The following is a 24,012-nucleotide window of genomic DNA, read 5'->3' on the forward strand; positions in this document are numbered from 1 at the left end:
GAGCCGCACCGGGGACTCGACCGGCATCGGTGGCGACTACGGAGATTTGTGCGCCGCCCACCGGTGACAGCCGTCCTGCCTCAGCGGATCGGTGCAGGCAGATCCTTCTCCGTCGCGGTCAGCACCCGGTTCTGGCCACCGCGTTTGGCGCGGTAAACCGCCTTGTCGGCCGCCGCGACGAGGGCCGGCGGGGTGCTCGGGTCGTGGTGCAGCCGCTCCACCAGCCCGGCCGAGAACCGTCTGGCCCCGGGGGGCCCGCACGCCCAGGTCGGTGATCACCGCGTGCGCAGCATGGACGTCGTGGTCTGGGAGCAGGACCGCGAACTCCTCGCCGCCGTAGCGGGCGACGAACGCCTCTGGCGGGAGGGCGGCGGTCCAGGCGGCGACGGCCTGTGCAGGAGGTCGTCGCCTGCCTGGTGTCCGAAGGTGTCGTTGAAGGCCTTGAAGTGGTCGATGTCGAGCATCGCGACCGAGAGGCGGCGGTGGTGGTCGCGGTTCGGGCGAGCGCCGCGAGCTGCACGGCCTGGGTCTGCGCCACCGAGAACAGGTCGACGAAGCGGAGCAGGACGAGCACGGACATCACCGCCGCGCCTGCCGCGATCACCGGCCTGCCGTCCGTCCCGCCGCCGAGGCCTTCCACGGCCAGGACCGTCGGGGGCAGGAGCAACCCGACGGCCATCGCGACGATCCGCCGCCGTCGGAATGGCTGCACGTCGGTCGGGGGGACGGGCTCGGCGACCAGGACCATCGACGGCCGGGTGGCGGCCGCGGTCATCAGGATGTACCCGGTCAGCCACCCGACGTCGATCCACCGCCGGTCCGGGTTCACGTCGCCGGACATCGCGACGAGGACGTTCCACGCCACGTCCGTGACGGTGGTGACCACGAGCGCACTCATCAGTAGCCGGTAGGGGTACGCCGATGCGACGACCTTGCCGAGCGTGCTCAGGCTCGTGTCGGCGGTCATCGGCCCGATCACGAACACCGCAGCCGGCATGGCGGTGCCCGTGGTGAGGATGGCCGCGTCGAGGAAGGCCGCTCTGTCGCTCCCCGACCGGCGGCGAGGCGAGTTCCACCCCTTCGTGGCACGGGCCGCCACACTGCAGAATGTCGGTCGGGGCACTGCGCAGGTGTGCTGTGGGCGACCGTCCGCTACGGGAGGACAAGAGACCTGATGACTCTCACCGGAACGTCGCCACTGGCGTCACCGAATGCTCCGCTGCTGGACGGTCCGGCGCTCTGGCCGGCGCAGGCGCACCTCCCCACCGTCCTCGGGCGCCAACTGGTGATCGATCGTGGCGAGGGCTCGTACGTCCACACCACGGACGGCCGCCGCCTCTTCGACGGCACCGCGGGCCTCTGGCACGCCAACGTCGGGCACGCCCATCCGGAACTCGCGCGCGCTGCGTACGAGCAGATGCTGCGCCTCGAGACGTATCACATCTTCGCCCGGTTCATGAACGACAAGGCCCAGGCGCTCGGTGAGCGGCTCGCCGCGATCGCGCCGATCGAGCGGGCCAAGGTCATCCTGAACTCGGGCGGGTCGGATGCGATCGACGTGGCCTGCAAGCTCGCGCGCCGCCACTGGCAGCGCGAGGGCCGCGCGTCCAAGAAGGTGATCCTCAGCCGGGAGTTCGCCTACCACGGGCTGCACGCCTTCGGCACCAGCATCGCCGGCCTCGAGTTCAACCGCGAGGGCTACGGCACCGACTCGCTGGTCCCCGAGACGGCCCGGGTGCCGCTGCACGACGCCGAGCAGATCGCCCGCACGGTGGCAGAGATCGGCCCGGAGAACATCGCCGCGCTGGTCACCGAGCCGGTGCAGGGCACGGGCGGCGTGAACCCGCCGGCCACCGGCTACCTCGACGCGGTGCAGAAGATCTGCCGGGACAACGACATCCTCCTGATCCTCGACGAGGTGATCACTGGTTTCGGGCGCACGGGTGCCATGTTCGCCGCGCAGCGCTACGGCGTCCGGCCGGACCTGGTCACCTTCGCCAAGGGCGTCACGTCCGGCTACGCCCCGCTCGGCGGTGTGCTGGTCGCGCCGCGGATCTGGGAGCCCTTCTACCGCGACGAGTCCAGCACTCCCGTCTTCCGCCACGGCGCGACCTACGCCGGCCACGCCACCGCCTCCGCAGTCGCCCTGTGCCACCTCGACATCCTCGACCGCGACCAGCTCCTGCCGCGGGTCGTCGAACTCGAGGCCGTGCTCCGCGACGCGCTGGACGGCCTCGCGCAGCGGCAGTCCGCCGTCGTCGACGTCCGCGTCGCCGGCCTGCTCGGGGGCGTCACCCTGGCCGACCACCTCGCCGCCGAGCACATCGCCGACGACATGATCGATCTCGGTTTCATCACCCGGCCACTGCGCGGCAACACCCTGCAGATCAGCCCTCCGTTCATCGTCAGTGACGACGAACTGGTGGCCTTCGTGGCGGCGATCGAGCACGCCGTCACCGCCAGGGAGAACCGGTGACGGTCCCGACGGCGCCAGGCGTCAGCGCGGGGCGGGACGGATCGACAGCTCGGTGACGTCCGCGTCGGGCGGCGCGGTGACGGCGAGGAGCACGGCCCTGGCCACGGACTCCGGGTGCAGGAACCTGCTGCCGTCGTACTCGCCGCCCTCGTGGGCGACGACCGCGCGCTGCATGTCGGTGTCGGTGCGCCCGGGGTGGACCGACGTGACACGGACGCCGCGGGTGGCCTCCTCGGCGCGCAGGGCGTCCGCGAAGGCGCGGAGCGCGAACTTGCTCGCCGCGTAGGAGGCCCAGCCGGGGCGGGCGGTGAACCCGGCGCCGGAGTTGATGCAGACGACCCGGCCACGGGCCGCGCGCAGCGCCGGCAGCAGGAGGCGGGTGAGCTCGGCGACGGCGACGACGTTGATCTCGAAGGTCTGCCGCCACTGCTCGGCCGGGCTGTCCTCGACGGTGCCCAGCGGGCCGATGCCGGCGGAGTGGACGAGCACGTCGAGGCGGTCGATGTCGGCGATGGCGTCGGCGAGCTCGGTCGGGTCGGTGAGCTCGACGGGCCACGGGCGGGCGCCCGGCAGGCCGGCGGCGACGGCCCCGAGCGCGTCGGCGTCGCGGCCGCCGAGCAGGACGTCGTGGGTCGGCGCCAGAGCCCGGGCGACAGCGGCACCGATGCCGCGGGAGGCGCCGGTGACGAGCGCGAGAGGACGGGCGCCGGATTCGATCACGCCACCCGCTTCCGGATCTGCCGCAGGACCTCCTCGAGGAACACGGCGGCGCCCTCCTCGGCGAAGTCGCCGGCGACGAACCGCGCCGCGGCGATCGCCTCGGGACGGGCGTTGCTCATGGCGACCGGCAGGCCGATCTGCTCCATCCACACCACGTCGTTCTCGCCGTCGCCGAGCCCGACCGCGCCCTTCGCGTCGACCCCCAGCAGCTCGAACACCTCCGCGACGCCGGTCCACTTCGTCGCCCGCTCGTCCGACAGCTCCCAGATGTGGTCCATCGCCCGGGTGGCCCGCGGCGTGAGCCGCCGGATCGTCGGCGCCGCGGCGTCCATCTCCTCCGGCGTCCCGAAGCACATCGTCTTGACGATGTCGTCCGGCATGCGGGCCGGGGGTTGCGCCAGCGTCACCGACGGTGCACCGAAGCCGAGCAGGACCTGGCGGAGGTCCTCGCTCGTGGCGAAGACCTCGCGCGTGGTCCACCAGGTGATCGCCGCGCCGGTCTCCTCGTGGACCTGGACCATCGCCGCGACGTCCGCGGGGGCCATCGTCTGCTTGCGCAGGTCCCGGCCCGACACGGGATCGGTCACGATGGCGCCGTTGCAGCTGATCCCGGGCGTCCGCAGACCGGTCTCCTCGAGGATCTCCAGCACGCTGTCCCGCGTCCGGCCGGTGGCCACGACGACGGGAACGCCCTGCTCCTCGATGTCACGCATCACCGCGCGGGTACGCGGCGAGACGAGATTGTCCGCCCCGGCGATCGTGCCGTCGACGTCGAGGACCACGGCGGTCGTCCCGGCGAGGTCGAGGGGCGGCTGGGGCACGGCTCGTTCGCTGCTCACCCCTTCAACTAACCAGGCTATACAACCTCGTACAAGTTCCCGCCGGCTCCTGCCCGGCGACGTCGCCGATCCAGGCCTAACCTCATCGCCGCGATACGTCAGGAGGCCGGGGAGGCACGATGGCCCAGGAGCAACCCTCAGTCACGATCGACGACGGCTCCGGCAACCGGGTCGACCGGCGCAACCTGCGCACCGCCGCGTGGGGTGGGCTCATCGGCACCGCGCTGGAGCAGTACGACTTCGTCATCTACGGCACGGCGACCGCCATCGTCTTCAACCAGATCTTCTTCCCCAACGCGGAGCCGGCCGTCGGCGTCATCGCCGGGTTCGCGACCTACGCGGTGGGCTTTCTGGCCCGGCCCGTCGGCGGGCTGTTCTTCTCCCGCTACGGCGACCGGCTCGGACGCAAGTTCGTGCTCGTCGCCACCCTGTTCCTCATGGGCATCTCGACGTTCCTCATCGGTGCGCTGCCCAGCTACGAGCAGGTGGGAGTGCTGGCTCCGGTACTGCTGGTGGTGCTGCGGCTGCTGCAGGGGTTCGGCGCCGGTGCCGAGCAGGCGGGTGGCGTCGTGCTGCTCACCGAGGCGGCGCCGCAGGCGCAGCGCGGTCGGTACGCATCGTTGGTGTTCGTGGGCGCCTCGGCCGGCACGGCGCTGGGCGCCGTGGTCTGGATCCTGGTGCAGCTGCTCCCCGACGAGCAGGTGCTCAGCTGGGGCTGGCGGCTGGTGTTCTTCTCCAGCGTGTTCGTGACGCTCGCCGCCTACATCCTGCGGCGGAAACTGCGCGACGCACCCGTCTTCGAGCAGGCGAAGCGTGAGCAGGAGCAGGAGCGGGAGCGGACCGACTCGCCGATCAAGAGCGTGTTCACCGTCGGGCGCCGGCCGTTCCTGCGTACCTTCGCGCTGAACATCGGCGGCAACACGCAGTCGTACATCTTCCAGGTCTTCATGGGCAGTTACCTGATCCAGACGGTCGGCGTGGACCGCCGCCTGGTGCCGCAGGCACTGCTGGTGGGAGCGCTCTTCGGCTGCGTGTCCGCCTTCGTCGCCGGCGTGCTGACCGACCGGTTCGGCCGACGCCCGGTGATCATCGCCGTGGCCGCGTTCCTGGTCGTGTTCCCGGCGCCGGCGTTCCTGATGCTCGACACCGGGAACACGGCGCTGATCGTTCTGGTGATCGTGCTCGGCTTCGTCTTCGCTGCCTACGGGACGGTCGGCTCCCAGGCCGCGGCGTTCGCCGAGCTCGCCGGTTCGCGCTACCGCTACGCGGCGGTCGCGCTGGCCCGCGAGTTCTCGGCCATGCTCGGAGGCGGGATCGCCCCGCTGCTGTCCGGGGTGCTGGTGCAGTGGCTCGCCGGCTGGGTCGGAGTGGTGATCTACATGACGGCGATCATGTTGATCACTCTGGTCACGGCGATCCGGATGCCGGAGACCCGCGGCCGCGATCTCAAGCTGGTCGCGGACGCCTAGAGCTCGACCACGTTGCGGAGCGGCCGGCCGGCCAGGAGGGCGTCCAGGTTCTCGGCGAGCAGGTCGAGCCCGCCGAGCGGACGCCCACCGGCGGCGTGCGGCGTGATGATCAGGTTCGGGGTGTCCCACAGCGGGGAGTCGGCAGGCAACGGCTCGGTGCTGGTCACGTCCAGTGCCGCGCCGGCGAGCCGCCCGCTGCGGAGGGCGTCCATCAGGGCCGGTTCGTCGACCGCGTCCCCGCGCCCGACGTTGACCGCCCACGCGTGTGCGGGGAGTGCGGCGAGCGTCTCCGCGTCGAGAGCGCCGCGCGTGGCAGGCGTCGAGGGCAGGATCATGATCAGTACGTCGGTCTGCGGGAGCTCGTCGAGCAGGTGCGCTTCGTCGATCACCGTGACGTGACCCTCCTGCCGCGGTGTGCGTGCGACGCCGGTGACCGTGGCACCGAGCGCGGTCAGGTGCGGCTCGAGGGTGCGGGCGATGCTGCCGAAGCCCCAGAGCGTGATCCGGGCCCCGCGCAGTGTGGAGAAGACACCGGGGCTCGGTTCCGGCTGCAGGCCCCCGATGTCGGTGGCCCACTCGTGGTCGCGCTGGGCGGCGAAGGCGCGGTGCAACCGGCGCGCCGCCGCCAGCACGAGGGCGAGCGTGTGCTCGGCGACCGGCCGGTCGTGCAGCCCGCGCCCGCTGGCGATCACCACGCCGGAGTCGAAGCCCGCCCGCGCCGCGTTGTCGCTGCCCGCGGAGAACAGCTGGACCAGTCGGAGCTTGCGCAGGCGGCGGGCGGCGTCGGCCAGCTGCTCGTCCGGGTTGCCCCAGACTCCGAGCACCTCCGCATCGAGGTGCTCCTCGGGCAGCGGGGTGTAGGGGTCGTAGGGCACGTACCGGGTGCCGTCGGGGGCTGCGTCGGGCATGGGGACGGTCGTGGGAAGCAGCACGGTGAGTGTCATGCGGCCATCTTCGCGGTCGCTCCCGGCATTCGCTCTCGTCGACACTGCTCCTCACCGCTGCTCGAGCCGCTCACACCCCCGGCCGTCGGAATCTCAGATAGAACCCGGTGGTCACGTACTTCTCGAGGAAGGAGATGAAACGGAGTGTGCCGAGTATGCGCGCGACCCTGCGCCCCTGGTTGTACCTGATCTCCAGTTGCTCGAACCCGGTGCTGTCGAACATCCGTCGGTACTGCTCGGGCGTGTAGCCGTTCATGCCGATGTCGCTCACGTTGCGCACCGTGTAGCCCTTGTGTCGGCTGGCTGCCCTCATGACGATCGAGGTCGGGAGCACGGCGTGAAGGCACGGTACGCGCAGACCGGTCCGGCCGTGATCTCCTTTCGGCGACCAGTACAGCGGGGTGGATCCCGCGATGAGAACGCCGCCAGGCTTGAGAAGCCGGTAGACCGCCTGCAGCAGTGCCTCGAGATCGTCCACGTGCTCGAACGTGTCCTTGGAAATGACGTAGTCGAACGGCTCGTCCATCGAGAGATCTTGTACATCCGTAGCGCTGAAGCGCACTCGGGACGTCAACTCGGGATGGCGGCTGAGCACGAGGTCGTTCGCGAATTTCACCCGCCATCGGTTGAGATCGACGCCGAGGACGTCAGCGCCGTCACCTGCGACGTCGACGGAAAGAGCGCCATGTCCACATCCGACTTCGAGGACCCGCTTGCCGCGGAAGTCGGGCCGGCCACCACAGCGGGACCAGAAGTCCGGATTCGATTCCGCTGTCTGTCGGTCGAAGTAGGCGGTGGCGTCGGCGAAGATCTCCACGTCGCCGTAGACCTCGGAGACGTGGTCCTCTCGGGCGGTCACAGTCATACGACTCTGCCCCGACTTCTCGATCGGTGAATCCGCCGAAAGGTGGAGGTCCTGTCGACCGACTGCGGGTGGCGCGTACACCTTTCCCTGATTGACAAGAAGGACTGTGAGGGGAGCGGCCGAGTGAACCAGCCTCTGCAGCGCTGGTATCCACAGTTCAGGGTAGGCGCCGTAACAGCAGAGGTTCCTCGGCCGAGCGACTTGTCGGGTAAGGCGAAAGAGCGCCTGGCTTCGAGGGGAGGACCGAGGCGATGACCGTCGACGACGTCACGGCGGACAGAACGGCAATCCCAGGATTCACCCTGGCCGAGGACGACATCGGGGCCAGCCCGCTGTTCACCCACTTCTGGCCGGACTGCGACGAGCTCAACGCGCAGCTGCGCCAGATCGTCCTGGACCGGATGGCGGTCTCGCCGGGCCTGAAGAAGTCCAACTGCGGCGGGTGGCAGTCGGAGCGCAATCTCCAGTTGTGGGGCGGCCCGGCGATCGAGGAGCTCCTCGACCGTATGCACACCATGCTCCGCGAGGTCATCCGGGCCACGGTGGACGACCCCGACGACAGCCTGTTGACCGGCTGGGACATCGAGGCCTGGGCGAACGTCAACCAGCTCGGCGACACGGTCGCGGCGCACACCCACACGGGCGGGGTCAACATGTGGGCGGCCATCTACTACGTCGACACCGGGGAGAGCCCCGGTACCCCGAGCAGTGGTTTCACCCGGTTCATGGACATGAGCGGCACCCCTCGCCCGGTGCGTGGCGGCGCACCCGTCCCGAGCAGCCGCCCGGCCACCGGCGCGCGCCAGGACCGGTGCACCCAGCCGGAATGGCACGGCGACCACGACCTCCAGATCCGGCCCCACCCGGGCAGGATGGTGGTCTTCCCGGCCACCCTGCCGCACTACGTCACCGCCTACGAGGGCACGGGCAAGCGCATCACCATCGCGTTCAACCTGCGGCACACCAGGTTCGCCGTCGCCGACTTCGAGAACCCGTACTCCCGCCGCCGGATGCTGTGGCGCAACTACCGCGGTCCGATGCTGGTCATGTACAACGCGAAGCGGTCGCTGCGGGGAGGTCTGGCGTCGGTGGTGCCGGTCGAGAAGTGGCCCGCCGGCCTGCGCCGACGGCTGCTCGGCGGCGGCTGACACCGCCTCCCGCACGGCAGCCGAGCGGTTATCCCTGACGGCGATCGGAGGCGTCGCCCCTGGCCAGGGCCATGAGCGTGGCGGCGTCGTGCCGGCGGATCGCGTCGACGTACCGCTCGAGCAGCGCTCGTTCGGTCGCGCGGAGCCGCGCGGAGGGCCGCTGCTCGAGCGGCCGCGCGCCGTGCAGGGTCTCCCGGGCCCGCTGCCGCGCGCTGTTCACCGCGGCCACGGTCGTGCCCAGCTGCTGTGCCGCCTCGCCCGACGAGCAGCGCAGCACCTCGCAGAGGATCAGGACGGCTCGCTGCCTCGGCGGCAGCAGTTCGATCACGGTGCGACAGGCCTCCTCGACGGCCTCGCCTGTCTCCAGCAGCGTGTCCGGCCCGGGGTCGGTCGAGGCTGGCTCGCGGGGCTGGTCCTCGACGTCCGACGCATCCGGCCCGTACGGCGATGCCGGTGGCCGGGTCTGCCGGCGGTCGTGGCGGATCTCGTCCATGCAGGCGTTGGTGGCGATCCGGTAGAGCCAGGTGCGGAACGTGGCGCGCCCGGCGAAGTGCGAGCGGGCCCGCCAGGCCCGCAGCAAGGCCTCCTGCAGCGCGTCCTCGGCCCGGTCCGAGGAGGTGAGCAGCCGACGGCAGTGGCCGTGCAGCTCGCGGCGGTGCCGCTCGACCAGCGCCGTGAAGGCGGCATCGTCCCCGGCGACGGCGCGGGTCACGACCGGGTCGGCGATGGAGTGAGCCGGGCGCTCGGCGAGGGCGGCGGTCATCACGCGCTCCGGGTCGGTCGGTGCGGGTGGGGTGGGGCCAGGGCGCGGGTGAGGCCGTCGAGCGCGGCAGCCGGGTCGTCGTGCGGCCAGATAAGCGCCACGTGCCGCAGGGGCGGCCAACCCTCGTCGACGGCGAGCTCGGCGACCCGTTCCGCCAGCGCCGCGCCGGTACCGTGGCCGACCAGCGCGATCCGGGCCGCGTCCGCCCCGAGCTCGGACGCATGATCGGCAGCCCACGACGCTGCGGCGTGCGCCTCGACGGTGTGCGTCGCCGAGACGGTCAGGACCACGGCACCGACGCGGGCTATGACCTCGTCGACCAGGTCGTCGGCCAGGTCGTCGCCGCTGGAGAACAGCACCACGAGGGCGGCGACGGCCGGTTCGGCACATGGCGCGGGCCAGTGCACCCGTGCCCGGCGCGGCGCAGGGCTCCGGAGCGCGACGTCGGCGATCCGGCGTGCACCGGCGTGGGGTCGGTCGGGGGGAGGCATGGCACGACTCTCGCGCCCGCACGGCGATGAAGGGAAAGGCCGATCATGCATGGCCGCAGTGCGCCGGTTGCATCACCACCGGGCGGCCGTTCCGGCGATGATGAGGCCCATGGACATCGGCTCGCAGGATTCGACACGATCCGGGGCAGGCAAGGTGCTCGTGCTCCCACCTGCCCCGGACGCGATCGAGCTGCGGCATCTGCGGGCGTTCGTGGCTGTCGCCGAGGAACTCAACTTCGGGCGTGCGGCGACCCGCCTGTTCGTGTCGCAGCCGGCGCTGAGCCGGCAGATCCGCAGCCTGGAGCGCCTTCTCGGCTGCGAGCTGCTGCGCCGCTCCACCCATCGGGTCGAGCTGACGCTGGCCGGCGACGCGCTGCTCGACCGGGCCCGGCGGCTGCTCACCGATCTCGACGACGCGGTTTTCGCCACCCGCTCGGTCGGCGGCGACCTGGAGCGTCGTCTGGCCGCGGCCTGGGAACCGGTGAACGACCTCACCGCCGCCGATCCGGACCTGCAGGCGTTGCGCGATGCCGGCGAGCAGCTGCACGGGCAGTTCGAGATGGCCGTCGGGGTGTCGGTGCGGCCGGTGGTCGCCGGCGGAGTTCCGTCGCTCCTCCTCTCGCCCCGGCCGGAGCTGGCGCCGACGGTCCTGCTGCTGCACGGCGGCGGCTTCGTGATGGGGTCCTCCTTCGGCTACCGGCACCTGGCCAGCGCATTGGCCGCAGCCGGCGACGCGTCCGTGCTCGTGCCGGACTACCGCCTCGCCCCGGAGCATCCTTTCCCTGCCGCCGTCGAGGACTCGGTGCGCGCCTACCTCTGGATGCTCGACTCCGGCGTTCCCGCGGAACGGATCGTGATGGTCGGCGACTCCGCGGGCGGCGGGCTCGTGCTGTCGGTGCAGACCACGCTCGCGCGGCAGGACCTTCCCCTGCCCGGCGGCAGCATGCTGTTGTGCCCGGCCGTCGACCTCAGCTACGAGGGGGAGATCGATCTCCCCACCGAGCCACAGCCGGCGATCAGCATCGCGCAGCTCCGCTCGTTCGCCGCCGCCTACCTCGCCGGCGCCTCACCGCACGGCGAGGTGGTCAACGCGCTGCGCGCCGACCTCACCGGCTACCCGCCGATGCTGATCCAGGCCGGCACCGGCGACGTGCTGGGCAAGGACGCGCACCGCCTCGCCGAGCACGCCACCGGCTGCGGCGTCGACGTGCAGTTCGAGCTCTACCCGGTCACCACCCACGATTTCCACGTGTTCTGGTCGTTCCTGCCCGAGGCCGCGGACGCGCTGGAACAGGCCGGCGCGTTCGTCCGCCGGGTGGCTGCGGGTACCGGCACAGTCCGTCGTTCCCGGACGCGCTGACGGTTTCGCCGTCGGTGGACGTGGCGTCTCGTCCTGCGCCGAGCTGGCTACGGTGGCCAGGCCACGATCCGAGGGGGACACATGGAGACGATCACCGGTGCTGCGGCCGGGGTGCCGTACACGGCGCTCCCACCGGCCGGATCGATCGACGAGCCCGCGCCGTTGATCGTGACGTGGCACATGCTGGACGCGCCGCGCTCGGACGCGGCGTTCGCGGCCGCACTGCCGATGGCCGGGGTGCCTGCCTGGCGGGTTCACCTGGGCATGCCGATGTGTGGTGCGCGGATGGTCGACGGCCGCCTCGACGCGGCCATCGCGCTCGCCCGTGAGGACGCGTTGCTGGCTTTCCTGGCCCCGTTCACCCGCCAGGCCGCCGCGGAGTTCCCGGCCGCGCTCGCCGCGCTGCGGGATCAGCTTCCGGTCGACGATGAACCGGTCGGTGTTCTCGGCGGCTCGCTCGGCGGGGCCGTGGCGTTGCGCGTGCTGACCGCGGGGGAGACGCCGGTCAAGGCGGTCGCGCTGGTCAACCCGGCGGTGCGGATGCGGTCCGTCGTCGGGCTCGTCGAGGGCCTCGCCGGGCACCCGTACCGGTGGACGGCGCAGTCCGACGAGACCGCGGACGAGCTGGACTTCGTCGCCCGTGCCGCAGAACTCACGGCACAGCCGCCGCTCCTGCTCGTCAGCGGGGAGCGCGATCACCCGGATCTGCGCACGGACGCGATCGCCCTGGTCGATGCACTCCGCGCGCGTTACGCGCACCCGGGCACGGTCGAGCTGGTCACCGTGCCCGATCTGGCGCACCCGTTGGCCGAGGAACCGGGTATGGAACCGGCCCCGCAGCTGCCCACGGCCAAGGCGGTCGACGAGATCCTGACGCGGTGGTTCGTCCGGCAGCTCGGAGCTGACGACGAGCTGCCGGAGCGTGAACCGTCAGCCGAGTGAGCGGCTGGTCGCACCCCCTGAGCGGTCGCGCAGCTCGATGCGGGTGGAGTCGGCCTGCGTGACGGCGCCGGCGACGACGATCTCGACGAGGCCGTCGTCGAACGCGGCCTGGATCTGGTTCGGCCGCGTGCCCTCGGGCAGGGTGATGGAGCGCCGGAACTCGCCGTAAAACCGTTCCCGCACGTAGAACGTGGGCTCTCCGTCGCCCCGGCCGAACTCCGGGTCGCGGTTCCCGGAGACGGTGAGCACGCCGTTGGCGAAGCGCAGCTCGACGTCGGCGGGGTCCACGCCGGCGAGCTCGACCCGGATCACCAGGTCGTCGCCCTGGGCGAAGATGTCGGTCGTGGGCACCCAGGCACTCGCGTGGGTGCGCTTCCGGTCCTCGTGGGCGTGCTCGCGGCCGTGGGCGCCGACATCGCGCATCCGGCTCAGCTCGGTGAAGAAGTCGGTCACTCCTTCGAAGGGATTGCGGGGAGCGTGGCTCTCGGGCATCCATCCTCCTTGAGGCGGCTCGTCGTTGTGCGGCTTCAGTTGCCGCCGGACCGGTAGGGCTGCAACAGACCCGCGTCCCGCAGGTAGCGGCGGGCCACCTCGACGTCGGGCTGCCCGCTCGTCACCGCCGCGTTCAGGTCGACGATCGACTTCTGCGTCAGGCTCCGGTTGACGGCGTCGACCACGGCCAGGAACTTCTCTTCGCCCACGACCTCGAGCTTGCCGGAGTCGACGGTCATCACCACGTTCTGCGACCCGAACAGGAGCTCCGGGTCGGCCAGCACCTCGTAGTCGTCGCCGACCAGCTGCGGGTCCGTGGTGAAGGCGTCGACCGCGTCGACCGCGCCGCTGTCGAGTGCGGCGTACTGCTGACCGACCGGCACCGGGACGAAGCCGGCGTTGCTCAGCCCGTACACCTCGACCAGCCCCTGCAGCCCGAGGTGCAGATCCTGGAACTCCGGGCGGGCCCCGAGCCGGAAGGTCGTCAGCTTCTTGAGGTCGGCGACGGAGCTCAGCTGGTTGGCCTGCGCGTAGGTCCGGGTGGTGGCGATCGCGTCCTTGTTCTCGAACGGCGTCATGGCGCTCATAGACATGTTGCGGGTGCGGTAGAAGTCGCGGGCCCGGGCGTAGGTCGCCTCGGGATCCAGACCCGACACCGGCTGGCCGGCCACGACCGAGAGCACCGTGCCGGTGTAGGCCACGTGTCCGTCGATCTTGTGTTCCTGCAGGAGCTTGTCCAGCTCGGCCGCCGGGCCCACGCCCTTCTGCAGGTCCACGGTGTAGCCGTTCACGGCGAGCGCCTGGCGCCACAGCTCGCCCATGATCTTGGCTTCCGGGAAGTCTTGGGTACCCAGCCGGATCCGCAGCGCCGCACCCTGGGGTTGCTGGGAGGCGCCCTCCTCGTTGACCGCGTTCCCGCAGGCCGTGGCCACGACGAGTATCAGGGCCAGCGTCGTCGCCGTGAGGACGGTGCGCAGCCGGCTCATCGCTCTCCCTCGCCGCGCCGGTCGGGACCGGCCACCCGCACGCCCTCTTCCGAGGGGGCGTCCGCACCGTCGGCGGAGTGGGCCGCGGACACGGCCGGCTGCGCCGGCGACAGAGCCCGCGGCGGCACCACCTCTTCGCGCAGCGCCATGATCCAGCACCACGCGACACCGACGATGACGAAGGTGAAGGGGACCGAGCCGAGTACCGCGGCCTGTTGCAGTGCACTCAGCCCGCCGACGAGCAGCATCGCGCAGGCGATGCCACCCATCAGCACGCCGAGCACCAGCACCACGATCCTGGGCGGGTGCAGGGATCCGCGGGTCGCCATGGTCGCCATCACGATCGACGCCGCGTCCGCGCCGCTCACGAAGAACAGCGCGATCAGGAAGACGCAGACCGCCGACGTGATCGTCGCCAGCGGGAGGGCGTCGAGCGCGGTGAACAACGACAGTTCCGGTGTCGCGACGGAGGCGAGCAGGTCCGCCCGACCGGTGCGCTGCAGCTCGATCCCGGTTCCCCCGACGATCGCGAACCAGATGAAGCCGAAGCCGGTGGGTGCCGCGACCACGCCGAGCACGAACTCCCGGATCGTCCGGCCGCGGGAGATGCGGGCCACGAACATGCCGACGAAGGGTGCCCAGGAGATCCACCAGGCCCAGTAGAAGATGGTCCAGGACGCCATCCACTCCTCGTCGCCGACGCCGGTCTGCAACGACATAGGCAGCACTTGGATGATGTAGTTGCCGATCGTCTCGATGCCCTGGGAGAGGGCCAACACCGTCGAGCCACCGAAGAAGAGGAAGAAGAGGAACAGCGCGATGGTGGCGAAGGACCCGAGGTTGGCCAGGAACTGAACTCCCTTCTCCACCCCGGTCGTGGCGGAGATCAGGAACATGAGCGTGACCAGGACGATGATCATTATCGTGATCTGGTTGGTCTTGGGCAGGCCGACAAGGTACTGGAGCCCGCTGTTGAGCTGCAGGCCGTTGAGTCCCAGCGAGGTCGCCGTGCCGAAGATCGTGGCGATGATCGCCAGGGCGTCGACGACCCGGCCGAGCGGCTTCTGGTGGGCGTTCTCCCCCAACAGGGGCGTGAAGGTGGCGCTGACCAGCGTGGGCGTCCCCTTGCGGAACGAGAAGTACGCCATGGCGCCGCCCATGATCGCGTACAGCGCCCACCCGTTGAAGCCCCAGTGGAAGTAGGTGTACTGCAGCGCGATCTTGGCTGCTTCCTCGGTCTGCGGTTCGGCCAGCCCGTGCGGCGGCGCCGACCAGTGCGAGATGGGCTCGGCGGTGCCGTAGAAGAGGAGTCCGGCGCCGAGCCCGGCGGCGAACATCATCGAGACCCAGGAGAACGTCCGGAAGTCGGGCCGGGAGTCGTCGGGTCCGAGCCGGATGCGTCCCCAGGGATGCAGGACCAGGACGATGCACAGCACCAGCGCCCCGAACGCGATGAGCACGAACGCCCAGCCGAAGTTCGAGATGATCCACGACAAGGTGGCGGACATGACGGCGCCGAGATTCTCCGGCGCCACGAGCCCCCACACCACGAAAGCGGCGATGACGAACGCCGACCCCCAGAACACGGCGGGGTCGATGCTCCTGAAGGTCCCCTTCATGTGCTGCCTCTCGTCGACCCGCGGCGGTGGCTGGCTCGGCCGAACTATGTCAGCTCAGTCCGGGCCGGGCGACATCTGACGCTCTTGCTCGGACGCACGCAATGACCGTACATTGCAGGTGATTCGTCCCGAGGAATGAGAACGCTGATGGTGCGCTGATGGTGGTCGCGACGGCGGCCCTGGGGCTGGTCATCGGCCTCGTCATCGGCGGGCTGGGCGGCGGGGGAGGGGCCCTGACCGTTCCGGCGCTGGTCTACCTGCTCGGGCTGACCGCACAGGACGCCACCACGAGCAGCGTGCTCATCGTCGGGATCTCCTCACTGGCCGGCGTGTTGACCCGGATCCGGGACCGCAGCCTGCGCTGGCGTACGGGGTTCGCCTTCGCCGTCGTCGGCGCGCCGGCCGCCTACCTGGGCGGCGTGCTGAACCACCGGGTCGCCTCGCCCGCCGTGCTCGTGACGTTCGCCGTCGTCACGGTGGTGGCCGCGGCGGCGATGCTGGTCGAGAGCCGCACGACGCGAGACGCCGAGGAGTGCGCCGGGACGTCGGACCCCGCCGAGCTGCCGACCCCGCCTTCCGGTCCCGGACGGGACGCCGGCACGGCGCTCGCGGTCCGGCCGACCGTCGGGCGACGCCGGGTGCTCGTCCGGGTCGGCGTCGTCGCCGGCTGCGGTGCCGCGGTCGGCTTCCTCACCGGTTTCCTCGGTGTCGGCGGCGGCTTCCTGGTCCTCCCGGTCCTGGTCATCGCCCTGCGGATGCCCCTCGCCGCCGCCGTCGGGACCTCTTTGCTGATCATGGTGTGCAACTCGGCGTCGGCGCTGGTGTCCCGGATGGGTGACCTGGACGTCGACTGGACCGTCGTCGTTCCGTTCACCCTGGCCTCGGTCGTCGGCACACTGCTCGGCAGGCGCCTCGCCGACCGGCTGCCCGGTGCCGCTCTCACCAGGATCTTCGCCCTAATGTTGCTGCTCGTGGGAATCTTCGTGGGCGCCGAGAGCCTGCTGACCGGATGAGCGGGGCACACGCTCACCAGCACGGCCACGGGCACGCCCACGGTTGCGCCGCCGACCATCACCGCGGCGAGTACACCGAACGCCAGCAGGCCGACCTCGACCTGGTGCTGGCGTTCAACCACCGGCTGACGGTCGCGGTCGAGGAGTGCGTCGACATCACCGGCACCATCGCCGAGCTGGACCCGGACCCCCTGCGGTACATGTGGGTGGACGAGGGCGATGGGCTGATCCCGGCCCAGCTCGAGAAGGCCGCTGCTGTCCTCGACGCCGCACCCCGGCTCGTCGGGCAGGCCCGCGGCGCGGCCGCCGTCGTGGCCGGGAGCCGCAACGCCGCCCGACCGAGCATCGCCGCCCGGGGCGACAGGACGCTGGTCGGGTGGCTGGAGTGGCAGGAGGGGCGCGGCGACCGGCTCGTCGCCGCACTGGACGGGCGGACGACGACGGTGGTCGAGGGCCCCGAGGACCTCTTCCGCCCGACCGCTGCCATCACCGCCGACGGCACGCCCTGGCTGCTGTTCGGCCGGTCGGTCGACGCCCGGGTCGGGGTCTGGGCCTGCCGGTTCGCCGAGGGCTCCTGGAGTGAACCGGAGGCGGTGAGCAGCACCGACGGACCGTCGTTCAACCAGGAGGTGTTCGCCCACCCCGACGGGAGCCTGTACGTGGCCTGGCAGGGCCGCGTCGACGACCGGTTCGGGATCTTCTCCCGGCGCTGGTCGGACGGCAGCTGGGCGGAGCCGCTGTGGGTGAGCGAGGGTGTGGCGTCCAACGTGTGGGACCCGACCCTCACCGCCGACGGCGACGGCATGGCCTACGCCTGGTCCGAGTACTCCACGGGGAGCTACGCCGTCGCCCTGCGCCAGGTGGGCGCGGACGGCGTGGCGGGTCTGGTCCGCCGGCTCACCGGTGGCAGCGACTACGCGCTGCACCCCAGCCTGGCCACGACCACCGACGGCCGCGTGTGGTGCGCGTTCGACGTGATCACGATGCAGGGGCACGGCGGCAGCGGACCCACCCGCCTCCGCCCGCGGCCCGGGACCGGCCGCGCGGACGACCAGGCCGGCATGCGGGAGCCGGGCGACAGCGTGCCCCCCGAACTGCTGCCCGAGGTCAGCGCGGAGATCCGGGTGGTGTGTGTCGGCGACGAGGAACTGGTGGAACCGCCCGGCATCCTCGCCCCCGGGCTCGGCGTCGCCCCGTCCGCGCTGCCGCGGCTGCAGGCCACTGCGGACGGTGGCCTGGTGATCGGCTACCGCGTCCACCGCCAGTTGCCGTTGATGACCTACTACTGGGAGGCGGCCGCCCAGGTGCTCGACGCCTCGGGCTGGCGGCCGCCGATCACGTTCACCGGCACCGACGCCACCCTCGAGGAGGTGTCGCTCGCCGCCGGCGAGCACGGGGTCGTCATCGCCACGCAGTCCGATGGACGGCTGGACCGCGCCCTGCACTGGACCGAGGGGTTCGGCGGCCGCGAGTGCCCGTACCTGGCCGACCACCACGGCGCCGTGATCTGGCACGGCGTGCACGGGGCGGGCCAGGTGGTGCTGGCCACCGTCGAGACGGCGGGACCGGTGCCCCCGGACGACGCCCCCGGGTCACGGCGCTCCGCGCAGCTGCGCTCGGACGCGCGCCGGGAGGTCCGGAGCTGGGTGCCGGAGGCGGCCGGCGGCCGGGGGGAGCGCCACCAGGTGCAGGCGGCAGGGGAGACCTACCACCTGTACTGGGGGGATCTGCACCGGCATTCCCTGGTCAGCCGCTGCACCTCCGGCGACGAGCCGTCCCTCGAAGACTTCTACCGCTACGCCTGGGACGTCGACGAGTACGACTTCTGGGCGGTCACCGACCATGCCGAGAACTCCACCGCGTACCAGTGGTGGAGCATCCAGAAGATCGCCGACCTGCTGCACGTGCCCGGGCGCTTCGTGCCGTTCTACGGGTTCGAGTGGACCTCGGCCGAGCACGGCCACCAGAACGTCATCTACGGCGACGTGGCGCGGGGCGCGCCGATCTTCTCCGCGTTCGCCGAGGGCAGCACCACACCGGACGGCCTGTGGCGCGGGCTCGCCGGGCACCCCGAGTTCCCCGCGATCACCATCCCGCACCACCCGGGTTCGGCCATGGTGCACAACGACTGGGACTACCACGACCCCCGGTACAGCCGGCTCGTCGAGGTGTTCCAGGCCTGCCGCGGCAACTACGAGTCGGAGGTGTGTTTCCGGCCGTACTCCGACGGGACCGCGACCGGCACCTTCATGATCGACGGCCTGCGCCGGGGGCACCGGTTCGGGTTGATCGCGTCGTCGGACCACGGGCACGGCGCCAGCTACGTCGCCGTGCTGGCCCGCTCGCTGAGCCGGGCCGACGTCTTCGAGGCACTGCAGTCCAGGCGCACCTGCGCGGCGAGCACGCGCGACGTCTTCGTCGACATACGGCTGGGCCCGCACCTCATGGGTTCCGACGTCGAGTGGACCGGTCCGCGACCGCTGCGGGTGCACGCCTCCGGCTACGCCGAGCTGGCCCGCGTCGACATCCTGCGCGACGGCGAGGTCGTCCACGTGATGCGGGGTGAACCGGACCTGCCGCCGGGGCACCGCCGCGTCGACCTGCGGGTGGAGTGGGGCAAGGCGGAGACGACCACGCGCTGGGACGGTCGGCTGACCGTCGACGGAGGCCGGCTGGTGCTGCCCGACCACGTCGGGCCCGAGGTGACGGAGATGGACGAGCACACCGTGGCGTGGCAGCACGTCACGCACAGCTTCGGCGACATCTACGGGTCCCAGCGCGGCGGGGTCGAGGTGAGTGTGTGCGGGCCCGCCGACGCGGAGGTCTCGATCGAGTGCGCGGGCCGGACCGTCCGCGTCGGACTGGCCGAGCTGGCCGATCGGCTGGCCACCGGGCCGTTCGTGCCCGACGGGGGGCAGGCGGAGGAGGGGTCCGGCGAGCTGGCACTGCAGCCGGCAGTCGGTGCCCTGCTCGGTCTCGGCGTGCGCGAGGTCGACGTCGACTTCCGGGACGAGACGGCTCCGGCGGCCTTCTACTACGCCCGGGTGTTCCAGGTGGACGGCGAGCTGGCGTGGTCGTCGCCGATCTGGGTCGGGCCGCCGGGCTCAGCGGCCGACTGACCGGTCCAGCGGAGCACGAACAGCGCGACGTCGTCGGACTTGTCCTGCCCGAAGTGCGCGAGCAGGTCGTCGCACAGGTCCTCGGGCGGCAGGTCGAGCGACGGCCAGACCCTCAGCCGTTCCATCGCGGCGTCGATGTCGACGGGGCGGTCTTCGATGAGGCCGTCGGTGAACAGCACGATGGTGCGCACCCCGTCGAGCCGGGCGGTCGTCTCGGGCGGGTGCGGCAGGCCGACGCCCAGCATCGGGCCCACAGCCGTGACGTACGCGGCGCCGTGCGTCCCGACGACCAGCGGCGGCGGGTGCCCGGCGTTGGCGACGTCGAGCGTGCCGCGCTCCAGGTCGAGCAGCAGCAGGCACAACGTGGCGTACTCGTGGCGGTAGTAGTGGCGCAGCACGCGCTCGATCCGGACGAGGATCGCGCTCGGGCCGTGCCCGTCGAGGGCGTAGGCACGCACGGCGTGCCGCAGCTCGATCATGATCGTCGCGGCGTGGATGGAGTGGCCCGCCACGTCGCCCATGGCGACCAGCAGGCGGCCGTCGGGAAGCTGGATCAGCTCGTAGAAGTCGCCGCCGACCTCGACGCCCTGCACCGCGGGGAGATACCGCACCGCCATCGAGAGGCCGGGGAGGTCGGGCATGCGGTCGGGCAGGAAGCTGCGCTGCAGGGTCAGTGCGAGGTTGTGCTCCTGCTCGTAGAGCCGATGTGCGTCCGCCGCCATCGCCGCGGCGTTGGCGAGCTGGACCAGGACCTCGACCACCCGGTTGCTCGGGCGGTCGGTGTCGGCGACGGCGACGCAGACGGGCGGGTGCCCCGATCGCGACGACGACAGCACCGCCCAACCGGCCTGCACCGACCCGCCGAGCTGGTCGGCCGTCACCTCCCGCACGGGCTCGGTCTCCCGGTCGGCGGCGACGTGCCGCACGAGCCGGGTCAGCACCTCGGCCGGGCACGACGAGACGACCGGCGGGCCGCCCCCGGCGGGCGCGGCGGCGCGCCGCAGGTGCATCGCGGACGGGACGAGGGCCACCGCGGGAACGCCGGTGATCTCCACGGCGCCGGCGGCGACGGCGGCGACCAGCGCGTCGACGGTGGCGGCGCCGTTCATCGCCAAGGTGGCCCGGCTCAGCGCGGCCAGTTGCCGGGCCAGTTCCTCGGCCTCGGCCCGCGCCCGGTAGTAGCGCAGCACCGAGTTCACGGTGGCGACGAGCTCGCCCGGCTCGACCGGGTCGGTGAGGTAGGCGTCCGCGCCGCGGTCCAGGCCCTCTGCGCGGTCGCGGCCTTCGATGGAGGTGGCCGACAGGTGGACCACCGGGTGGCCCAGTGCCGGGTCGGTCTTGATGCGGTGGCAGACCTCGAAGCCGCTGATGTCGGGCAGGCCGACGTCCAGCACGACGATGTCGATCTTCTGGCCCTGCAGGGCGGAGAGGGCCTCGCCGCCCGTGCTCACCTCGACGACGCGGTGTCCGCTGCGCCGCAGCCAGCTGGCGGCGATGTAGCGCGGCGCGGGCTGGTCGTCCACCACGAGGACGACGGCCGCCTTCGGCGGATCGGCTGCGGTCACGGCTCCTCCCGGAGGAGGCGTGTCGCGGCAGCCGCGGCGGCCGGCAACAGGCCCGGTTGCAGGTTCGACTTCTGCAGCACCACGGCGAAGGCGCTCAGGTCGCCTGCGGCGGTGTCGAGGTCGGCGGCCGTGACGACGACGACCGGCAGCCTCGCCAACTCCGGGTCGGCGCGCACGGCGGCGAGCACGGCGCGGCCGTCCGGCGGCGGGATGTGCAGGTCGAGCAGGAGCAGGTCGGGCGGGTCGTCGCGGAGCAGCCGCAGGGCCGTGGCACCGTCCGCGGCCTCGACGATCTCCGTGGCGGAGTCGCCCAGCATGCGGCGGGCCAGCGCCCGGAAGGTCGGATCGTCGTCGACGACGAGCACCCGCCCCAGCGCGGTCATCTCGCCGAACCCGTGGGCGAGCGGCAGCCGCAGCGTGGCCGTGGTGCCGACACCGAGCCGGCTGTCCAGCGTCAGCGAGCCGCCGAGCAGCTCGGTCAGTCGGCGTGCGTAGGGCAGACCGAGGCCCGTGCCCTGGGCCCTGATCTGCAACCGGCCCGGGACCTGGTGGAACTCCTCGAACACGCGGCTCAGGTGCTCGGCGGGGATGCCGATCCCGGTGTCGCCGACGCAGACGACGACCGCGTCGTCCTCGGGATGCACTTCCAGCCGCACCTCGCCCCGCTCGGTGAACTTCAGCGCGTTCGTGGCCAGGTTGCGCAGGATCGCCGTCAGCATCGAGGGGTCGGTGACCAGCAGGGGCGTGCGGGAGTCGACCGACGCGGCCAGGCGCACGGCGGGCTCGGGCACCAGCGGTGCCAGCACCGCCACCAGGTGCTGCACCAAGGCGTTCAGGTCGACCGGTTCCGGCCGCGGCTCCAGCCGACCCGACTCCGCCTTGGCCACGTCGAGCAGCTCGTTGACCAGCGCCAACAGCAGGGCGCCCGAGTCGCGGATCATCGACACCTGCAGCCGCTGCTCGTCGCCGAGCGGCTCGGAGCCCGGATCGAGGAGCAGCCGGGTCAGCCCGATCACGGAGTTGATGGGCGTGCGCAGCTCGTGGCTGACCCCGGACCAGAACCGGGTCTTGCTCTCGCTGGCCTCGCGCAGCTGGGTCGACTTTTCGTCCAGCTCCGCGTACAGGGCCACGACCCCGCGGTTGGTCTCCTCCAGCTCACCCGACAGCTCGGCGTGCAGCGCCAGCACGCCGTGATTGGTCTCCTCCAGCTCGGCGTTGGCCGCCTCCAGATCCTCCTGGCGGGCCTGCAGGCTCTCCAGGGTGCGCAGCAGCTCCTGGTTCTGTGCCCTCAGCTCGTCCAGCTCGCTGCCGGCGGTGCTGCGGCGGAACTGCTCGCGCAGCTGCCGCACCCGCGCGCGCGTGGGCGCGGCCGCGCTGCTCGGGAGGCGCTTGCCGAGCACGACCGACCCGTGGCCGTCGCCCTGCACCACCTCACAGCGGTCGGCCAGTCGCCTCGCCGCCACGACCCCCTCGATGCGCTCGACCCGCGGGATCTCGCCCTCCCAGGTCACCGTCAGCTCGAGTGCCGGAACGGAGCCACCGACGAGGGAGAGCACCACCTCGGCCCTGCGGCCGCGCACCACGAGCTCGCGGCCCAGTTCCGACAGCGCCGTGGCCACGCGCACCTGGTCCTGGTTCTCCAGCCCCACCGCCGCGGCGGCCTCACGCCCGCGCTGACGAGCCACGAACACGTCGCGCTCGTGCGCCAGCGTCAGTCGCAGCACCTCGTCGCCGCCGTCCCGGCCGTGGACGTCGGAGCCGTTCACGAGCCCTCGGCCACGCGATGAGGCCTCGCCACGATCACACCCGCGTCGTCGTGACGGATCCCGGCGTCGCGCAACAGCGCGGCGGCGACCATGGTGGGCGAGCGGGGGAGCAGTTCGGGGTCGAGCGTCCAGCGACCGGTCAGCCCGTCGGAGTGCATGACCACGACGGACGTCGGTTCGAGCGGGTACTCGAACCGACGCACGTGGCGCGCCCGCATACCCGCAACTCCCGGGGCGGAGGTCATGCCCCGTTTGCGTCCGTCGGTGACGACGGCGCCCGCGACGTTGCCGACACCGCAGAACCGGACCACACCTGCGGCCGGGTCCAGCTCCGCGACGGCCACGGCACCGCCGCGGGTGCCGGACAGCGCCGCGTGCACCGAGGAGACCAGCTCCTCCGGGCCGACGCGGTCCGCACGGGCAGCCCGCGCGGTCGCGGTGGCGCGCTGCGCCGCCGCAGCCGCCTGGGGTCCGTGGCCGAGCCCGTCGCACAGCAGCATCAGCGTGCGGTCGCCGATGTGGCGGATCCAGCAGGCGTCGCCGCAGACGGTCTCCCCGGTGATGGGGCGGGTCAGGCCGGCCGCGGTCGAATCGGCGGGGACCGGGGCGCGACGGTCGGCGTCGAAGCGGGCGACGAGGACCGTGCCCACCCCCGGGGTCGAGGCGATGTCGACGTCGTCGGCCAGCCGGTGGATCGCGCCGAGGCCGATGCCGAGGGTGCCTGCCGAGCTGTGCCCGTCGCGCCGCGACCGGGCGAGGTCGTCCATGCCGGGGCCCGCGTCGACGGCGACCACCTCGACGGCGGTGCCGACGCCGCGCAGCGAGCGCAGCAGCACCGAGCCGGCCTGGGCGTGCCGGGCCAGGTTCGTGGCGATCTCGGTCAGGGCCAGACCCACCTCGGCGGCGCGCGCCGGCGGGAACGCGAGCTGCTCGGCCAGGCGCGTGGCGGCGCGGCGGGCTGTTCCCGCGGCGCTCAGGTCCTCGATCCGCAGCCACTCGACGTCTTCGGCCACCGAGGCCGCGACGCCTATCGGGCCCACTTGACCACGGTGACCGACGTGCCCCGGCCCACTTCGGTGTCGATGTCGAACTCGTCGACCAGCCGCTTGGCGCCGGACAGCCCCAGCCCGAGCCCGCCGCCGGAGGTCCAGCCCGCGGTCATGGCGAGATCCAGGTCCGGGATCCCCGGACCGGAGTCGACGAACGCAGCCCGCACGCCGCGCCGCCCACCCTTCTCGACGGTCTCGACGACGGCGCTGCCCGACCCGCCGTGCACGAGCGTGTTGCGCGCCAGCTCGCTGGCCGCGGTGACGAGCTTGGTCTGGTCCACCAGCGACAACCGGATCTCCAGCGCCCGCGTGCGGACGAGCTGGCGCAGCCGCACCACGTCGTCGCCGGTGCAGATGGGCAGCGTGGCGGTGTCACTCGCGGGCAC

22 protein-coding genes are annotated in these 24,012 nt (G+C 72.0%); 7 read left to right on the forward strand and 15 right to left on the reverse strand.

Annotated elements, in window-relative coordinates; all coding sequences use genetic code 11:
• Window positions 1–80: 80 nt before the first annotated feature.
• On the reverse strand, window positions 81–221 hold the full coding sequence (locus RM445_RS05970) for a hypothetical protein (RefSeq protein ID WP_311555043.1): 141 nt from the start codon (window positions 219–221) through the stop codon (window positions 81–83).
• A 54-nt stretch (window positions 222–275) separates the two neighbouring features.
• Window positions 276–1,076 carry a diguanylate cyclase gene (locus tag RM445_RS32295; RefSeq protein WP_397469240.1) on the reverse strand — a complete coding sequence of 267 codons (801 nt, stop codon included), beginning with the start codon at window positions 1,074–1,076 and terminating at the stop codon, window positions 276–278.
• A gap of 98 nt (window positions 1,077–1,174) precedes the next feature.
• Here RM445_RS32295 and RM445_RS05975 point away from each other — a divergent pair, with 98 nt between their 5' ends.
• Complete coding sequence (locus tag RM445_RS05975; protein ID WP_311555044.1) at window positions 1,175–2,476, forward strand: aminotransferase family protein; 1,302 nt, start codon at window positions 1,175–1,177, stop codon at window positions 2,474–2,476.
• Window positions 2,477–2,497: 21 nt separating this feature from the next.
• On the opposite strand, the gene RM445_RS05980 is transcribed toward RM445_RS05975, so the two are convergent.
• On the reverse strand, window positions 2,498–3,196 hold the full coding sequence (locus RM445_RS05980; protein WP_311555045.1) for an SDR family oxidoreductase: 699 nt from the start codon (window positions 3,194–3,196) through the stop codon (window positions 2,498–2,500).
• Window positions 3,193–4,017 (reverse strand): HAD family hydrolase, encoded by an 825-nt coding sequence (locus RM445_RS05985; RefSeq protein ID WP_311555046.1) that lies wholly within the window; start codon window positions 4,015–4,017, stop codon window positions 3,193–3,195. The genes RM445_RS05980 and RM445_RS05985 overlap by 4 nt, the downstream gene beginning before the upstream one ends.
• Before the next feature lie 137 nt (window positions 4,018–4,154).
• Here RM445_RS05985 and RM445_RS05990 point away from each other — a divergent pair, with 137 nt between their 5' ends.
• Window positions 4,155–5,504, forward strand: a complete 1,350-nt coding sequence (locus RM445_RS05990) for an MFS transporter (RefSeq protein ID WP_311555047.1) — start codon at window positions 4,155–4,157, stop codon at window positions 5,502–5,504.
• Here RM445_RS05990 and RM445_RS05995 read toward each other — a convergent pair.
• Window positions 5,501–6,448, reverse strand: coding sequence for an NAD(P)-dependent oxidoreductase (locus tag RM445_RS05995; protein ID WP_311555048.1), 948 nt, complete (start codon window positions 6,446–6,448; stop codon window positions 5,501–5,503). The genes RM445_RS05990 and RM445_RS05995 overlap by 4 nt on opposite strands.
• A gap of 70 nt (window positions 6,449–6,518) precedes the next feature.
• Window positions 6,519–7,313 carry a class I SAM-dependent methyltransferase gene (locus tag RM445_RS06000; RefSeq protein ID WP_311555049.1) on the reverse strand — a complete coding sequence of 265 codons (795 nt, stop codon included), beginning with the start codon at window positions 7,311–7,313 and terminating at the stop codon, window positions 6,519–6,521.
• A 251-nt stretch (window positions 7,314–7,564) separates the two neighbouring features.
• Here RM445_RS06000 and RM445_RS06005 point away from each other — a divergent pair, with 251 nt between their 5' ends.
• The gene (locus tag RM445_RS06005) at window positions 7,565–8,461 is read left to right on the forward strand and encodes a putative 2OG-Fe(II) oxygenase (RefSeq protein ID WP_311555050.1); all 897 of its coding nucleotides are present in this window, start codon (window positions 7,565–7,567) and stop codon (window positions 8,459–8,461) included.
• A 28-nt stretch (window positions 8,462–8,489) separates the two neighbouring features.
• On the opposite strand, the gene RM445_RS06010 is transcribed toward RM445_RS06005, so the two are convergent.
• Together RM445_RS06010 and RM445_RS06015 are read right to left on the reverse strand one after the other, a co-directional pair.
• Window positions 8,490–9,224 carry a sigma-70 family RNA polymerase sigma factor gene (locus RM445_RS06010; RefSeq protein ID WP_311555052.1) on the reverse strand — a complete coding sequence of 245 codons (735 nt, stop codon included), beginning with the start codon at window positions 9,222–9,224 and terminating at the stop codon, window positions 8,490–8,492.
• Window positions 9,224–9,715 carry an alpha/beta hydrolase fold domain-containing protein gene (locus tag RM445_RS06015; RefSeq protein ID WP_311555053.1) on the reverse strand — a complete coding sequence of 164 codons (492 nt, stop codon included), beginning with the start codon at window positions 9,713–9,715 and terminating at the stop codon, window positions 9,224–9,226. The genes RM445_RS06010 and RM445_RS06015 overlap by 1 nt, the downstream gene beginning before the upstream one ends.
• A 109-nt stretch (window positions 9,716–9,824) precedes the next feature.
• Here RM445_RS06015 and RM445_RS06020 point away from each other — a divergent pair, with 109 nt between their 5' ends.
• Together RM445_RS06020 and RM445_RS06025 are read left to right on the forward strand one after the other, a co-directional pair.
• On the forward strand, window positions 9,825–11,075 hold the full coding sequence (locus RM445_RS06020; protein ID WP_311555054.1) for an alpha/beta hydrolase fold domain-containing protein: 1,251 nt from the start codon (window positions 9,825–9,827) through the stop codon (window positions 11,073–11,075).
• 81 nt (window positions 11,076–11,156) lie between these two features.
• Entirely contained in the window at window positions 11,157–12,017 is an 861-nt protein-coding gene (locus tag RM445_RS06025) for an alpha/beta hydrolase family protein (protein WP_311555055.1), read from the forward strand.
• On the opposite strand, the gene RM445_RS06030 is transcribed toward RM445_RS06025, so the two are convergent.
• From RM445_RS06030 to RM445_RS06040, 3 genes are read right to left on the reverse strand one after another with little or no spacing between them, the layout of a single operon-like run.
• Window positions 12,006–12,509, reverse strand: a complete 504-nt coding sequence (locus tag RM445_RS06030) for an Hsp20/alpha crystallin family protein (protein ID WP_311555056.1) — start codon at window positions 12,507–12,509, stop codon at window positions 12,006–12,008. The genes RM445_RS06025 and RM445_RS06030 overlap by 12 nt on opposite strands.
• Window positions 12,510–12,544: 35 nt before the next feature.
• A complete protein-coding gene (locus RM445_RS06035; RefSeq protein ID WP_311555057.1) occupies window positions 12,545–13,495 on the reverse strand; it encodes an ABC transporter substrate-binding protein in 951 nt (316 codons plus the stop codon).
• Window positions 13,492–15,114, reverse strand: coding sequence for a BCCT family transporter (locus RM445_RS06040; protein WP_311555059.1), 1,623 nt, complete (start codon window positions 15,112–15,114; stop codon window positions 13,492–13,494). Before RM445_RS06040 ends, RM445_RS06035 begins: the two co-directional genes overlap by 4 nt.
• 158 nt (window positions 15,115–15,272) lie before the next feature.
• Here RM445_RS06040 and RM445_RS06045 point away from each other — a divergent pair, with 158 nt between their 5' ends.
• Together RM445_RS06045 and RM445_RS06050 are read left to right on the forward strand one after the other, a co-directional pair.
• Window positions 15,273–16,127 carry a sulfite exporter TauE/SafE family protein gene (locus RM445_RS06045; RefSeq protein ID WP_311555060.1) on the forward strand — a complete coding sequence of 285 codons (855 nt, stop codon included), beginning with the start codon at window positions 15,273–15,275 and terminating at the stop codon, window positions 16,125–16,127.
• Window positions 16,124–19,246, forward strand: coding sequence for a DUF3604 domain-containing protein (locus RM445_RS06050; RefSeq protein ID WP_311555061.1), 3,123 nt, complete (start codon window positions 16,124–16,126; stop codon window positions 19,244–19,246). The genes RM445_RS06045 and RM445_RS06050 overlap by 4 nt, the downstream gene beginning before the upstream one ends.
• Here the strand turns inward: RM445_RS06050 and RM445_RS06055 are convergent.
• The 4 genes from RM445_RS06055 to RM445_RS06070 are packed head-to-tail and all read right to left on the reverse strand — an operon-like array spanning window position 19,162 to window position 24,012.
• The gene (locus RM445_RS06055; protein WP_311555062.1) at window positions 19,162–20,811 is read right to left on the reverse strand and encodes a fused response regulator/phosphatase; all 1,650 of its coding nucleotides are present in this window, start codon (window positions 20,809–20,811) and stop codon (window positions 19,162–19,164) included. The two genes, RM445_RS06050 and RM445_RS06055, sit on opposite strands and share 85 nt — an antisense overlap.
• Complete coding sequence (locus tag RM445_RS06060; protein ID WP_311555063.1) at window positions 20,808–22,577, reverse strand: ATP-binding response regulator; 1,770 nt, start codon at window positions 22,575–22,577, stop codon at window positions 20,808–20,810. Before RM445_RS06060 ends, RM445_RS06055 begins: the two co-directional genes overlap by 4 nt.
• Window positions 22,574–23,617 (reverse strand): ATP-binding protein, encoded by a 1,044-nt coding sequence (locus RM445_RS06065; protein WP_311555064.1) that lies wholly within the window; start codon window positions 23,615–23,617, stop codon window positions 22,574–22,576. Before RM445_RS06065 ends, RM445_RS06060 begins: the two co-directional genes overlap by 4 nt.
• Window positions 23,605–24,012, reverse strand: a complete 408-nt coding sequence (locus tag RM445_RS06070) for an ATP-binding protein (RefSeq protein WP_397469241.1) — start codon at window positions 24,010–24,012, stop codon at window positions 23,605–23,607. The genes RM445_RS06065 and RM445_RS06070 overlap by 13 nt, the downstream gene beginning before the upstream one ends.

Origin of the sequence: Pseudonocardia charpentierae, from assembly GCF_031845345.1 — a bacterium.
GTDB classification, from domain to species: domain Bacteria; phylum Actinomycetota; class Actinomycetes; order Mycobacteriales; family Pseudonocardiaceae; genus Pseudonocardia; species Pseudonocardia charpentierae.

Bases quoted from the DNA above. Each gene is read 5' to 3' on its own strand.
- RM445_RS05975 (WP_311555044.1), top strand. From the start codon at position 1,175: ATGACTCTCACCGGAACGTCGCCACTGGCGTCACCGAATGCTCCGCTG.
- RM445_RS05990 (WP_311555047.1), top strand. From the start codon at position 4,155: ATGGCCCAGGAGCAACCCTCAGTCACGATCGACGACGGCTCCGGCAAC.
- RM445_RS05995 (WP_311555048.1), bottom strand. From the start codon at position 6,448: ATGACACTCACCGTGCTGCTTCCCACGACCGTCCCCATGCCCGACGCA.
- RM445_RS06000 (WP_311555049.1), bottom strand. From the start codon at position 7,313: ATGACTGTGACCGCCCGAGAGGACCACGTCTCCGAGGTCTACGGCGAC.
- RM445_RS06005 (WP_311555050.1), top strand. From the start codon at position 7,565: ATGACCGTCGACGACGTCACGGCGGACAGAACGGCAATCCCAGGATTC.
- RM445_RS06010 (WP_311555052.1), bottom strand. From the start codon at position 9,224: ATGACCGCCGCCCTCGCCGAGCGCCCGGCTCACTCCATCGCCGACCCG.
- RM445_RS06015 (WP_311555053.1), bottom strand. From the start codon at position 9,715: ATGCCTCCCCCCGACCGACCCCACGCCGGTGCACGCCGGATCGCCGAC.
- RM445_RS06020 (WP_311555054.1), top strand. From the start codon at position 9,825: ATGGACATCGGCTCGCAGGATTCGACACGATCCGGGGCAGGCAAGGTG.
- RM445_RS06025 (WP_311555055.1), top strand. From the start codon at position 11,157: ATGGAGACGATCACCGGTGCTGCGGCCGGGGTGCCGTACACGGCGCTC.
- RM445_RS06030 (WP_311555056.1), bottom strand. From the start codon at position 12,509: ATGCCCGAGAGCCACGCTCCCCGCAATCCCTTCGAAGGAGTGACCGAC.
- RM445_RS06035 (WP_311555057.1), bottom strand. From the start codon at position 13,495: ATGAGCCGGCTGCGCACCGTCCTCACGGCGACGACGCTGGCCCTGATA.
- RM445_RS06040 (WP_311555059.1), bottom strand. From the start codon at position 15,114: ATGAAGGGGACCTTCAGGAGCATCGACCCCGCCGTGTTCTGGGGGTCG.
- RM445_RS06045 (WP_311555060.1), top strand. From the start codon at position 15,273: ATGGTGGTCGCGACGGCGGCCCTGGGGCTGGTCATCGGCCTCGTCATC.
- RM445_RS06050 (WP_311555061.1), top strand. From the start codon at position 16,124: ATGAGCGGGGCACACGCTCACCAGCACGGCCACGGGCACGCCCACGGT.